This window comes from Sanguibacter sp. A247 (assembly GCF_052324925.1).
Lineage (GTDB): Bacteria > Actinomycetota > Actinomycetes > Actinomycetales > Cellulomonadaceae > Flavimobilis.
In genome coordinates this window covers 715,726-728,108 of sequence record NZ_JBQPRE010000002.1, presented here as the reverse complement: position 1 = coordinate 728,108, position 12,383 = coordinate 715,726, and the positions used below count along the sequence as shown (strand labels likewise).

Below are 12,383 nucleotides of genomic sequence, written 5' to 3'. Positions count from 1 at the left end.
CACCTGTGGAGACGTCCCCGAGACGCGAAAGCCGATCCGTGCACCAGAGGTGTCCGGATCGGCTTTCGACGAGAGTGGCGGATCAGGCGATACGCGCGAGGATCGCCCGCGCGAACTCCTCTGCCGCGCCCTCACGGAACGCGAGGAACAGCGTGGGCTCGACGATCTCGAGCTCGAGGACGAGCGGCGTGCCGTCATCACCCTCGACAAGGTCGACGCGTGCGTAGAGCAGCTCCTCGCCCGGGTGGTCCGCCTGCAGCCGCTCGCGTGCAAACGCAACAGCGCGGTCGGCGAGGTCACGCTCGGCCTCCGACACCTCGCGCAGCGCCATCGACTCCTGCTTGTAGAGGCCTGCGGCACCGCGGAACTGGCCCTGGAGCATCGCACCCTTGCGCACCGCGTGCGAGAACGTGCCGTCGATGTAGACGAGCGCAGCCTCACCCGCCGTGTCGACGCTCGTGAGATAGCGCTGGATCATCACCTCGCGGCCGTCTGCGAGCAGCTGCACCGTGCGCTTGATCGCCACCCCGCGGCTCGTCGCCTCACCCGCCTGGTAGCGGCCCGTGTCACGGGCGCCGCGGGAGATCGTCGGCTTGATGACGAAGTCGCCGTGCGCGGGCATACGCGTGTGCACCGCGCGCGACGAGAGCTTCTGCTCGGGCGTCAACCAGATGGTCGGGATCGTCGGCATGCCAGCCGCGTCCAGCTCGCGCAGATATGCCTTGTCGGTGTTCCACGCGAGGACCTCGGACCTGTTGAGCAAGTTCGGCACGCTGCGTGCCCATGCCACGAACTCGTCGCGTCGCTGCGACCAGTCCCACACGGACCGCACGACGACGAGATCGAACGACGTCCAGTCGACCTCAGGGTCGTCCCAGACCGCTGCGACCGCCTCGACGCCCAGGCCCGTCAGGGCCCGCTGGAGGTGCTGGTCGTCCTCGGCGAGGTCGGGGTGGAAGTTGCAGGTGGCCAGGGCGATGCGCGTCGTCGTCACACCCGCTAGTTTAGCGACCGAACGCGCACGGTCGCCGCTGCACCACCCGTGACGAGGGCGACCCTCGCCCGGCGCGCAGGGACCCGGTCACGGGGCCGATGCGAAGACCTCCGCGGTGGCCGTGCAGTCTCAGGCGCGCACGTACGCGAGATCCGTCACCGCGCGTCCCGCACGCAGGCCCTTGGCCTCGAACGTCGTGAGGACGCGGCCCTCATCACGGTCGACGACTCCGTCCGACCCCGCGACGAGCGGCACGAGATCGCTCCGCCCGCGCAGCACCTCTCGGACGTGGTCCGCATACGGCTCCCAGTCCGTCGCAACCCGCCACACGCCCCCGGGGCGCAGCACACGCGCGACCGCGTCGCAGAACGAGGGCTGGACGAGCCTGCGCTTGTGGTGACGCGTCTTGTGCCACGGGTCCGGGAAGAACACCCACACCTCGTCGACCGTGCCCGGCTCGATCGCGGTCGCGAAGAGCTCCGGCGCATTGACCTGCGCGAGACGCAGGTTCGTCACGCCGTCACGCTCAGCGCCGAGGATCGTCTGGGCGAGCCCAGGAAGGTAGACCTCGAGCGCGAGCACGTCACGCGAGGGGTCAGTCGCGGCCGCAGCGACCGCGTTCTCCCCCATTCCCGAGCCGACCTCGACGACGAGGGGCGCGGAGCGCCCGTAGACCGCGGCGGCGTCGAACCGCCACGCCGGATCGACCGACGTCCGCGCGACGTCACGCGGAAGGTCGAGAAGGTAGTGGGCACCTGCGCGCTCGAGCGCCTTCGCCTGGCCGTCGGTCAGGCGTCCCGAGCGGCGGACGAACGACACCGGGTGGGCGCGGAACGTGCCGCGCTCCGTGACAACACCCTCGCCGTCGCCTGCGTGAGGAGCATCAGCGAGGAGCCCGTCGGGTACGAGGTCATCGGCGGCGTCGGGCGTCGTGCTCATCATGCCTCCCAGCGTAGGCGAGGCCGTGCGCGTCGCCGACGCACGCGAGCGCGACGCCCCGAGGGGCGCCGCGCTCGCGTGCTGGGCGTCGGACTGCTCAGAGCGCCTTGACGATGTCCTCGACACGCTCCTTGGCGTCCCCGAAGAGCATCTGGGTGTTGTCCTTGAAGAACAGCGGGTTCTGCACACCCGCGTAGCCGACCGCCATCGAGCGCTTGAACACGACGACCTTCTCGGCGTTCCACACCTGCAGCACGGGCATGCCCGCGATGGGCGACCCCGGGTCGTCCTCGGCCGCGGGGTTGACCGTGTCGTTCGCACCGATGACGAGCACGACGTCGGTGCGCGGCAGCTTCGCGTTGACCTCCTCGAGCTCCTCGACGATGTCGTAAGGAACCTTGGCCTCGGCGAGCAGCACGTTCATGTGGCCCGGCAGACGTCCCGCGACAGGGTGCACGCCGAAGCGCACGTCGATCCCCTGCGCACGCAGACGCGAGGTGAGCTCCGCGACGGGGTACTGGGCCTTGGCGACGGCCATGCCGTAGCCCGGTGTGATGAGCACCCGCTTGGCACCCTTGAGCAGCGCGGCAACGTCCGACGCGCTCGTCTCGTGGTGCTCGCCCTCGATGACCGCGCCCTGCGGCGAACCGCCCTCGGCCGCTCCGAAGCCGCCCAGGATCACCGAGACGAACGAGCGGTTCATGGCCTTGCACATGATGTACGAGAGGATCGCACCCGAGGAGCCCACGAGCGCGCCCGTGATGATGAGCAGATCGTTGCCGAGCATGAAGCCGGCGGCGGCTGCGGCCCAGCCCGAGTACGAGTTGAGCATCGAGACGACGACGGGCATGTCGCCGCCGCCGATCGCGACGACCAGGTGCCAGCCCACAGCGAGAGCGATGACCGTCATGACGGCGAGCGGCCAGATGGACGGCGACGCGATGAACCACGCCATGAGCCCGAGCGAGACGAGGATCGCGCCGAGGTTGAGCAGGTTGCGCCCGGGCAGCGTGAGCGGCGAGGACTTCATGCGGGCCGAGAGCTTGCCGAAGGCGACGAGCGAGCCGGTCAAGGTGATCGCGCCGATGAAGACGCCGAGGAAGACCTCGACGAGGTGGACGGCTCCCCCGTGGGTGTCCGTGAGGTAGGAGTTGAAGCCGACGAGGACCGCAGCAAGACCGACGAACGAGTGCAGGAGCGCGATCATCTCTGGCATCTGCGTCATCTCGACCTTGCGCGCCTGCCACGTGCCGACGAGCGCACCGACGCCGAGCGCGAGCGCGATGAGGCCTGCCGTGACGGCAGCGTTGCGCTCGGAGTCGATGAGGGCGAGCGTGACGGTCGCGACGAGCGCGAGCGCCATGCCGACCTTGCCCGCGAGGTTGCCGCCGCGCGAGGTCTCCTGCTTCGAAAGTCCCGCGAGCGAGAGGACGAAGAGAATGCCGGCGACGAGGTAGACGCCGTACACGAGCTGAGTGAGGTTCTCCACGGCTCAGGCCTCCTTCTGGAACATGGCGAGCATGCGGCTCGCGACGGAGAACCCGCCGAAGATGTTGATCGACGCGAACGTGGCAGCCACGACCGCGAGGATCGTCACGACGAGGTTGTCGGACCCGATTTGCAGGATCGAACCGACGAGGATGATGCCGCTGATCGCGTTGGTCTGCGCCATGAGCGGGGTGTGCAACGAGTGCGTCACGCCGGTGACGACGTAGAAGCCGACGACGACCGCGAGCGCGAAGACCGTGAGGTGAGAGGCGAACGTCGCCGTCGAGAACGCGACGGCCGCGACGACGAGCGCCGCGGCGATCACACCTGCGAGGACCGTTCCCGCGCCCTTCTTCGTCCTCGGCGCGCTGGGCGCAGCCGGGACGTCGGCGACGACCGCCGCGGCGGGAGCGGCGGGAGCGGCGGGGGCCTGGGCGGCTGCGGGCGCGGCCGACACCTGGACGGGCGGCGGCGGCCAGAGGATGTCGCCGGCCTGCGTCACCGTGATGCCACGCTGCACGACGTCATCGAGGTCGAGGACCAGCTGACCGTTCTTGCCCGGCGTGAGCAGCTTCATGAGGTTGACGATGTTCGTCCCGTACAGCTGCGAGGTGTGCTTGGGCATGCGGCCCGGCAGGTCGGTGTAGCCGATGATCGTCACGCCGTTGTCGGTGACGATCTTCTCGCCCGGGACCGTGAGCTCGCAGTTGCCGCCGCCCGAGGCCGCAAGGTCGACGATGACCGACCCGGGCTTCATCGCAGCAACCATCTGCGCCGTCAGCGTCGTCGGAGCCTTGCCGCGGATGAGCGCGGTCGTCACGACGACGTCGGCAGCCGCCGACTCAGCCGCGTACACCGCCGCCGTCGCAGCCTCCTGATCAGCCGTGAGCTCCTTGGCGTAGCCGTCCGCGCTCTCCTGCGCCTCGGCCGCAACCCGCACGAACGTCGCGCCCATCGACTCGATCTGCTCAGCAACGTCCGCACGCACGTCGTACGCGCGAACCTCCGCGCCGAGCGAACCCGCAGCACCGAGCGCCGCCAGGCCCGCCACACCCGCACCGATGACGAAGACGCGCGCAGGCGGCGTCGAACCCGCTGCGGTCACCTGACCACCGAACATGCCCGCGTAGGCCTCGGCGGCCTCGATGATCCCGCGGTAGCCCGAGACGTTCGACATGGTCGAGAGGACATCGAGCGCCTGCGCACGAGAGATGCGCGGAACCGACATGAGGTTGAGCGCAGTCACACCGCGTGCCCGCAGCGCCTCGACCAGCTCAGGGGTGTCGTCGGGTGCCAGGCGCCCGACGAGCGTCGCACCCTCGACGAGCCTCTCGACATCGCCGAGGCCCGGGCCGTCGACCGTCACGACGACGTCGGCACCCCAGGCGCCGGCCGTGTCGACGATCGACGCACCCGCTGCCTCGAAGAGGGCGTCGGGGATGCTTGCACCGAGCCCGGCGCCCTCCTCGACGACGACCTCGTAGCCGAGGTCGACAAGCTTGCCGACGGTCTGCGGCGTGGCCGCGACCAGCCGCTGATCAGCTGCGGACTCCTTGGGGACTCCGATACGCACGTGGTTCTCCGCTCGGTGGGTCCGCACCCAGCACGTCCCCGGCGGGCCCGTGCCGGACCGCGGACGGTGGCGACGATGCGGGTCACGCCGTCCCGGACGGTGAGTCCGGCCCGGTGAGCCCGTCAGCTCGTCCCGGTCGGGGTCGAGCACTACGTCATGGATATCAGCGGAAGAGCCGTGGAAATCGGGACCTCGGACCCGTCAGTCACTCGCTGTTGACTCCGGAAACGACGAACGGCACCCCGCGGGGTGCCGTTCGATCTGTGCGCCATCAGGGACTCGAACCCCGAACCCGCTGATTAAGAGTCAGCTGCTCTGCCAATTGAGCTAATGGCGCATGTTCCTGCGGTTTCCCGTGGCAACGAGATGAAACACTAGCACCCAGGAAGCCCGGTGACGAAATCGAGATCGGCCTCCGCGGACGTGATGCTGACCACGCCTCTCAGGCGTCGCGCTCGTCGCGCGCGATGCGCTCGCTGTCCGGCCCGAACGGGCTCACCAGGTCAACGATGAGCGTCAACGGGACGCGCTCGGCCAGGAGCTCGTCGAGCGCAGGCATCGACCCCAGGACGACGCGTGCACGCGCGTCCAGCTCGTCATCGGTGGGCTCTGCCGCGGGCGCCACGCCGGGTGCCGAAGGCCGCACCACCGCGGAGTCCTCTGGGACGGCGGTGTCGATTGCGCCGCAGTCGCCCTCGCCCTGCGGCACGCCCGCCGGAAGACCCACGGCTGAGACCGCGTGGTGGCCACGAGGCTTGTGCACGCGGGACGTCGTCCTGCTCTGCGCAGATGCACGTCCGGTTGCCATTGTCGCCTCCTCAGCCTGGTGACGGGCGGTCACGACGACAGCCCCGTCACCAGTCGAACATCGTCCGACGTCTCTCACAACAGGAGCGGAGGTGAGGCGACGGGTGAATGCGACGGACACTTTGAGGCGGCGCGGGGTGGGATCCGTGAAGTGCGCAGGTCAGCGCGATACGGCCAGCGAGGGGATGCAGACGGTCGAACGGCTGGCATCGGCGCGACCAGACAAAGATCGGCCTCCGAACCTGTCGCTCAGAGATACATGCCCGTCGGGCCGGAGGCCGCAGCGGACTGGGAGACCGCATGCACGTCACGTTCGCGCAGCAGCACGAAGAACTCGCCCCCGAGCTCGACCTCAGGCTTGTCCTCGGGGTCATAGAGCACGCGGTCATCGACCGTGACCTGCCGCACGTGCTCCCCCGCCGCGACGACGACACCCCACGACAGACGCTTGGGACCGACAGCCGTCACCGGGATGACGAGGCCCGCGGCCGTGCGCGACTCAGCGCCGTCCTTCTCAGGACGCACGAGGACGCGGTCGTGCAACATGCGGATGGGCAAGGTCGAGGACGTGGTGGTACTCACGGTCACACGGTACCCGCGCACGTCCTGACGACCGCGCCGGAGCACTAGGCTCGCGGGGACGCCCCCACCTCGTAAGGGAGAACCGTGCCCGTCCTCACCCCCGGCCAGAGCGCCCCCGACTTCACCCTGCCCGCTGCGGACGGCACGACCGTCACCCTCTCGGACCTGCGCGGCCACAAGGTGATCGTCTACTTCTACTCCGAGGCCGGGACGCTCGGCTGCACCCGACAGGCGTGCGACTTCCGCGACTCGCTCGCATCGCTCGAGGGTGCAGGCTTCCGCGTCCTCGGCATCTCACCCGACAAGGTCGACAAGCTCGCACGGTTCACCGAGAGCGAGAACCTCGGGTTCACGCTGCTGGCGGACCCCGAGCACACCGTCATGGAGCCGTGGGGCGCCTGGGGCGCCAAGAAGCTCTACGGCCGCGACGTCACAGGGACGATCCGCGGAACCGTCGTGCTCGACGAGGAGGGCGTCGTCACGCACGCGCTCACGAACATCAAGGCGACCGGGCACGTCGGGCGGCTGCGCCGCCTGCTCGGGATCGACTCCTAGGGCCTGCGCACCCGTAAGATGGGCGCGCCACGCGCGAGTGGCGGAACTGGTAGACGCGCAGGATTTAGGTTCCTGTGCCCTCGGGCGTGCGGGTTCGACCCCCGTCTCGCGCACGGACACCACGAGCCCCGGACCTCACGGTCCGGGGCTCGTGCACGTGGTGGGACAGGCGGGGCTCAGGCCTCCGGCGTGGCGTCCTGCTCGGCAATCTGCTTGCGCACGTCGTCCATGTCGAGCGCCTTGACGGCGTCGACGACCTGCTGCAGCTGCTTGCCCTGGAGCGCTCCGGGCTGGTTGAAGACGAGCACACCCTCACGGAACGCCATGAGCGTCGGGATCGACTGGATGCCCGCGACCGCGGCGAGGGCCTGCTCGGCCTCCGTGTCGATCTTGGCGTGGACGATGTCCGGGTTCGCTTCCGACGACTTCTCGAACGTCGGGCCGAACATCCGGCACGGACCGCACCACTCGGCCCAGAAGTCGAGCAGCACGATGTCGTTGCTCTTGATGGTCTCCTCGAAGGTGGCTTCGGTCAGTGCCACGGTCGCCATGGTCGTCCTCTCGCTGGGGATCGTCTGTTCTCGGGTGTTCTGACCGTGCTAACGAGCGTCCGCCGTCCCGTATTCCCGGCATTGATCGCACGCGGCCCTCCCGGCAGGGTAGAACAGGACCGTGACCGAGACCTTCGAGTACCCGTCAGATGACCCACGCCCCTCAGGCTGGCTCGACGCCGACGCCATCGCCCGCGTGCGCTCCGCCGTGCCCGTGCTCTATGTCGACGCTGTTCCCGTCCGCGTCGACGACTCGGGCGACGTCGTGGCCGTCGGGCTCCTCCTGCGCGTCACCCCCGAGGGGGTGATGACGCGCGCACTCGTCTCGGGCCGCGTCATGTATCACGAGCGGGTGCGTGACGCGCTCGTGCGTCACATCGAGAAGGACCTCGGCCCCGTCGCACTGCCCATCATCCCGGCGACGCCGCAGCCCTTCACCGTCGCGGAGTACTTCCCGACGCCAGGCATCACGCCCTACTACGACGCACGCCAGCACGCGGTGTCGCTCGCGTACGTCGTGCCGGTCACCGGGGACTGCTCACCGCAGCACGACGCGATCGACCTCGCCTGGGTGACGCCCGAGGAGGCCGTGGGCGAGGCCGTCCAGGTCGAGATGCACGGCGGCTCAGGCTTCCTGCTCCGACAGGCCATGGCACACGTCGGACGGACCGTCTAGCGAGCCTCGCGGACGCTGTCGAGCGCAATCGTCGGCCAGTCCGCGAGGTCCTCGCGCATCCGGCGGTCGTGCGTTGCGACGACGACGGCCGCGGCCGTCCGCCGCAGCGCCCGAGTGAGCTCGTCGACGAGGTCGATCGAGAGGTGGTTCGTCGGCTCGTCGAGAATGAGCACGTGGGGTGCCGCGACGAGCGCGCACGCAAGGTCGAAACGACGACGCTGCCCGAGCGAGAGGTCCCGCAACGGCCGGTCGAGGTCGTCCTCGCTCAGCAAGCCGAGGAACGCGACCGGCACGACGTGGTCGGGGTCGAGCACGCCCGAGGACAGCAGGCGCAGCGCGACCCGGCCCGCGACGTCGAAGCCCGTCGCACCGCTCGCGGCGTCGGCGAGGATGTCGTCGAGGTCCACTCCGGCCTGCACGCCGAGCCCTTCCTGCCCGACGACGCCGATGCGCACGCCCTCATGAATCGATCGCGCACCGCGGTCGAGCGCGAGCGTCCCGGCGAGCGCGCGCAGCAACGTCGACTTGCCCGTGCCGTTGCCACCCGTGATGAGCAGGCGCCCCGACGCCGGCACCGTGAGCCGCGTCCCGGGCAGGTCAAGCCGCCCCTCGACCCTAGGGCTGCGCAGGGCGATGAGCTCGGCGCCGGCTGACGCGTGCCACTGTGGCGCGAGCGCCGCAAGCTCGGGGAATCTCAGCTCGAGCGGCGGGACTGGAATGTCGACGGCCTCGGCCTCCAGCTTCTGCACGAGCCGGTCTGCGGCCTTGACGTGGGTGCGGGCGCGCGTCGCGCGACGGTGCGCCTGGGAGCCCTTCGGGGGCCGCCACTCGTCCGAGAGTCCCTCGTAGGACGTGTCGAGGCGTGCGAGAAGCTCGGCCCGCTTCTTCTGCTCGGCCCGGAAACGCTGCCGCCACCGGTGCAGCGCCTGATTCTTCGAGAAACGGAACGACACGTACCCCGGCTGCCCGTAGAAGACGGGCCGGCCCTCCATCGACGGATCCAGGTCGAGGATCCCGGTCGCGATGTCATCGAGCAGCCGACGGTCGTGCGTGACGAGCACGACGACGCCACGCCACGCGACAAGCTCACGCGTGAGGTGGTCGAGAGCGACGTCATCGAGATGGTTCGTCGGCTCGTCGAGCAGCAGGATGTCAGCGCGGGCCGCGAGCCTGCAGGCGAGACGCACGCGGTGGCGCTCCCCCACCGACATGTGGGCGAGATCGCGATCCAGGTCGGTGCACGCTCCCATCCGGTCGAGCTGCTCGCGCACACGGCGTTCGGCATCCCATGCGGCGAGCCGCTCGGATCGCTCGAGGAGCTCGGTGAGCTCACCGAGCGAACCCTGCTCGTGGTCGAACGCCGCGGTCGCAGCCTCGATCTCGGAGGCCAGCGCCGTCACCTCGGCGAGGGCGTCGGCGACCTCGTCACCGACCGTGCGCCCGGGAACGAGCGGCATGTCCTGCCCGACGAGATCGATGACGCCCTGGTGGCGCACCTGGCCGGCGGACGGCTCGAGCTGTCCCGCGAGGACGCGCAGCAACGTCGACTTGCCCGAGCCGTTCTCACCGACGATCGCGACACGCGTGCCGGCCGCCGCACGCAGGGTCACGCGGTCGAGCACGGGCCGTCCGGGATAGCCGAACGCGATCGTCTCGGCGACGACGTGGACCATGGGCATGCCGTTCGGGCTCCTCGGGGCAGACAGCGGCGGTGGGTTCAGCCTACGTGGCGGGACGTCGGTCGCTGGACGCAGGGCAGCCTCGGTCGGGACGACGCAGAGCACCCCACCCCGCCCGCAGCCGAGGAGGTCAGCCGCTCAGGAGGTCACCGCCTCAGCTCAACGAGCGAGCGCTGCGGCGAGGTGCGGGACGAGGGCGCGGAACGCCTCGCCCCGGTGCGAGATCGTGTTCTTCTCGGAGGCGCTCAGCTCAGCTGTCGATCGCTCGGACCCCGTCGGCAAGAGGATCGGGTCGTACCCGAAGCCGCCCGTGCCGCGCCGCTCGGTGAGCAGGGTGCCGCGCAAGAATCCGTGCTCAACATGCTCGTGCCCGTCAGGAGTCACGAGAGCGGCCGCGCACACGAACTGCGCGCCACGATGCTCGGGCGCGATGTCGGCAAGCTGCGCAAGCAGGAGGTCAAGGTTCGCGGCGTCGTCACCGTGCGCTCCCGCCCACCGGGCGGAGAAGATGCCCGGCGCACCCCCGAGCACATCGACCGCGAGACCCGAGTCGTCGGCGACGGCGACGAGACCCGTCGCCCGCGCGAGGGAACGCGCCTTGATGAGGGCGTTAGCCGCGAACGTCACGCCGTCCTCGACCGGCTCGGGTGCGCCGAGTCCTGCAGCCGAGACGACGTCGTCGGCAACGAGGCCGGGCACGCCCGACCCGTCGCTCGAGACGAGGATCGCACGCAGCTCAGCAAGCTTGTGCGCATTGTGGGTTGCGAGGACGAGTCGAGCCTGCGACATGATGCTCCCGGGGTCAGACGGAGTGAATCTCGCGCGGTCGCGCGAGGTCGACGGGGCCTGCGAAGGTCACCATCGCCTCGGCGAGGACCACCGCAGGGTCATTCCACGGCTGCAGGTGCGTGAGCAGGACGCTGCGTGCCCGCGCACGGGTCGCGACGCGCCCTGCGCGAAGCCCCGTGAGATGGATACCCCGTGGCTCGTCGCGAAGCTCGACGAACGCGGCCTCGATGAGCAGCAGATCGGCGTCACGCGCCGCCTCGACGATGCCGTCACACTCGTCGGTGTCGCCCGAGTACACGAACGTCACCTCGCGCGACGGGTCGCAGTCGGAGGGGCCGGTGACGCGGAGCGCGTACGCCTCAACGGGGTGCTCGACGCGAAAAGCTTCGATCCGCAGCGGACCCACCCGCCATGAGGCGTCGTCCCACTCCGTGAACGCGAGACCGGCAAGGCTCTCGTCGTCGGCGAGACCGAACGTCTCAGCCACCTTCTGCTCGGCGCCCGCCGGCGCACGCACCTCGAGCGGCTTGCCGCCCACGCGCGCCACCGAGCCGAGAGTCGGGTGGTAGCGCAGGTAGACGTAAAGACCACAGAGGTCGGCGTAGTGATCCGGGTGCAGGTGGGTGATGCCGACCGCGTCGATCGTCGTGGGGTCAACAAGTGTTTGCAGCGGCCCGAACGCGCCCGAGCCGCAGTCGAGCAAGACGCGCCACGTGCGACCGTCCGCGTCGTCAGCCTCGACGAGATAGCTCGACGCCGCGGACGTCGGGCCCGCCATCGATCCCGTGCACCCCACGATCGTCACTCTCATCGGGCAGCCTCCGCACCGGCGACCTCAGCGACGTGACCGACCTCGGGGCCGAGGAACCGCCGCGCGAGCCGGTGGAACACGTCGGGGTCACCCGTCGTACGGAACCGGTGCTCGGGCGCAGCCGAGTGAAGCGACCTCTCGAGGCCGTGCGCGACGAGCGTGCGATAGACGTCCTTCGCGGTCTCCTCGGCGCTCGAGACGAGCGTGACGTCCTCGCCCATGATGTAGCTGATCGCGCCCGTGAGGAGCGGGTAGTGCGTGCACCCCAGGACGAGCGTGTCGACGCCCGCGGCCTTGAGCGGCTCGAGATAGCCCCGCGCGACGTCGAGGACCTCGGGACCCGACGTACGGCCCTCCTCGACGAGCGAGACGAAGTCGGGGCAGGCTCGTGACGTCACCTCGATCCCGGCGGCGACGCTCAGCGCGTCGTCATAGGCGCGCGAGTCGACCGTCGCGCGCGTCCCGATGACGCCGATGCGGCCCGAACGCGTCGCCGCCAGGGCTCGCCTGGCCGCCGGGTAGATGACCTCGACGACCGGGAGCCCGAGGGCGATCGTGTAGCGCTCGCGCGCGTCGCGAAGGACGGCGGCTGACGCGCTGTTGCAGGCGATGACGAGCATCTTGACGCCGTCGTCGACGAGCTTGTCCATGACGTCGAGCGCGAGCGCACGCACGTCGGCGATCGGCCGCGGCCCGTAGGGGCTGTGGGCGGTGTCGCCGATGTAGCTCAGCGACTCGTTCGGCAGCTGGTCGATGATCGACCTGGCGACCGTGAGGCCGCCGACTCCCGAGTCAAAGATCCCGATAGGCGCATCATTCACGTGACACAGGCTAACCGGGGGCACGGACACGCGTACGTTCGGCACCTCACGATGAGCGCAATGTCACAGACGTCCGGCCCCACACATGCGAGGAGCGGGGCACCCCGAGGGGGTGCCG

At 69.9% G+C, this 12,383-nt stretch carries 13 protein-coding genes and 2 tRNA genes; 3 read left to right on the top strand and 12 right to left on the bottom strand.

Features of this window, described 5'->3' with window-relative positions:
• Positions 1 to 82: 82 nt before the first annotated feature.
• The 7 genes from ACTVCO_RS07420 to ACTVCO_RS07390 all read right to left on the bottom strand — a co-directional run bounded on the left by ACTVCO_RS07420 (position 83) and on the right by ACTVCO_RS07390 (position 6,383).
• Positions 83 to 994 (bottom strand): ATP-grasp domain-containing protein, encoded by a 912-nt coding sequence (locus tag ACTVCO_RS07420; protein WP_443727755.1) that lies wholly within the window; start codon positions 992 to 994, stop codon positions 83 to 85.
• Positions 995 to 1,123: 129 nt separating this feature from the next.
• Positions 1,124 to 1,936 carry a tRNA (guanosine(46)-N7)-methyltransferase TrmB gene (gene trmB, locus ACTVCO_RS07415; protein ID WP_443727754.1) on the bottom strand — a complete coding sequence of 271 codons (813 nt, stop codon included), beginning with the start codon at positions 1,934 to 1,936 and terminating at the stop codon, positions 1,124 to 1,126.
• A gap of 94 nt (positions 1,937 to 2,030) precedes the next feature.
• A complete protein-coding gene (pntB, locus tag ACTVCO_RS07410) occupies positions 2,031 to 3,422 on the bottom strand; it encodes a Re/Si-specific NAD(P)(+) transhydrogenase subunit beta (RefSeq protein ID WP_443727753.1) in 1,392 nt (463 codons plus the stop codon).
• A 3-nt stretch (positions 3,423 to 3,425) separates the two neighbouring features.
• Positions 3,426 to 4,994 carry a Re/Si-specific NAD(P)(+) transhydrogenase subunit alpha gene (locus ACTVCO_RS07405; protein WP_443727752.1) on the bottom strand — a complete coding sequence of 523 codons (1,569 nt, stop codon included), beginning with the start codon at positions 4,992 to 4,994 and terminating at the stop codon, positions 3,426 to 3,428.
• A 264-nt stretch (positions 4,995 to 5,258) separates the two neighbouring features.
• Positions 5,259 to 5,331, bottom strand: a tRNA-Lys gene (locus ACTVCO_RS07400).
• A 105-nt stretch (positions 5,332 to 5,436) separates the two neighbouring features.
• Positions 5,437 to 5,757: a hypothetical protein gene (locus ACTVCO_RS07395; RefSeq protein ID WP_443727751.1), complete on the bottom strand. Its 321-nt coding sequence runs from the start codon at positions 5,755 to 5,757 to the stop codon at positions 5,437 to 5,439.
• A gap of 293 nt (positions 5,758 to 6,050) precedes the next feature.
• Positions 6,051 to 6,383 carry a GroES family chaperonin gene (locus ACTVCO_RS07390; protein ID WP_443727750.1) on the bottom strand — a complete coding sequence of 111 codons (333 nt, stop codon included), beginning with the start codon at positions 6,381 to 6,383 and terminating at the stop codon, positions 6,051 to 6,053.
• Between the two features lie 84 nt (positions 6,384 to 6,467).
• On the opposite strand from ACTVCO_RS07390, the gene bcp reads away from it, so the two are divergent.
• Together bcp and ACTVCO_RS07380 are read left to right on the top strand one after the other, a co-directional pair.
• Positions 6,468 to 6,938: a thioredoxin-dependent thiol peroxidase gene (bcp, locus tag ACTVCO_RS07385; protein WP_443727749.1), complete on the top strand. Its 471-nt coding sequence runs from the start codon at positions 6,468 to 6,470 to the stop codon at positions 6,936 to 6,938.
• A 31-nt stretch (positions 6,939 to 6,969) separates the two neighbouring features.
• Positions 6,970 to 7,051, top strand: a tRNA-Leu gene (locus ACTVCO_RS07380).
• A gap of 63 nt (positions 7,052 to 7,114) precedes the next feature.
• Here ACTVCO_RS07380 and trxA read toward each other — a convergent pair.
• The gene (trxA, locus tag ACTVCO_RS07375) at positions 7,115 to 7,489 is read right to left on the bottom strand and encodes a thioredoxin (RefSeq protein ID WP_443727748.1); all 375 of its coding nucleotides are present in this window, start codon (positions 7,487 to 7,489) and stop codon (positions 7,115 to 7,117) included.
• A 121-nt stretch (positions 7,490 to 7,610) separates the two neighbouring features.
• Between trxA and ACTVCO_RS07370 the strand changes: the two genes are divergently transcribed.
• Positions 7,611 to 8,165: an NUDIX hydrolase family protein gene (locus ACTVCO_RS07370; protein ID WP_443727747.1), complete on the top strand. Its 555-nt coding sequence runs from the start codon at positions 7,611 to 7,613 to the stop codon at positions 8,163 to 8,165.
• Here ACTVCO_RS07370 and ACTVCO_RS07365 read toward each other — a convergent pair.
• The 4 genes from ACTVCO_RS07365 to murI all read right to left on the bottom strand — a co-directional run bounded on the left by ACTVCO_RS07365 (position 8,162) and on the right by murI (position 12,265).
• Entirely contained in the window at positions 8,162 to 9,844 is a 1,683-nt protein-coding gene (locus ACTVCO_RS07365) for an ABC-F family ATP-binding cassette domain-containing protein (RefSeq protein ID WP_443727746.1), read from the bottom strand. The two genes, ACTVCO_RS07370 and ACTVCO_RS07365, sit on opposite strands and share 4 nt — an antisense overlap.
• Before the next feature lie 159 nt (positions 9,845 to 10,003).
• Positions 10,004 to 10,633, bottom strand: coding sequence for an RdgB/HAM1 family non-canonical purine NTP pyrophosphatase (rdgB, locus tag ACTVCO_RS07360; RefSeq protein ID WP_443727745.1), 630 nt, complete (start codon positions 10,631 to 10,633; stop codon positions 10,004 to 10,006).
• A 13-nt stretch (positions 10,634 to 10,646) separates the two neighbouring features.
• The gene (locus tag ACTVCO_RS07355; RefSeq protein ID WP_443727744.1) at positions 10,647 to 11,444 is read right to left on the bottom strand and encodes an MBL fold metallo-hydrolase; all 798 of its coding nucleotides are present in this window, start codon (positions 11,442 to 11,444) and stop codon (positions 10,647 to 10,649) included.
• Positions 11,441 to 12,265: a glutamate racemase gene (gene murI, locus ACTVCO_RS07350; protein WP_443727743.1), complete on the bottom strand. Its 825-nt coding sequence runs from the start codon at positions 12,263 to 12,265 to the stop codon at positions 11,441 to 11,443. The genes ACTVCO_RS07355 and murI overlap by 4 nt, the downstream gene beginning before the upstream one ends.
• Between the last annotated feature and the right edge of the window lie 118 nt (positions 12,266 to 12,383).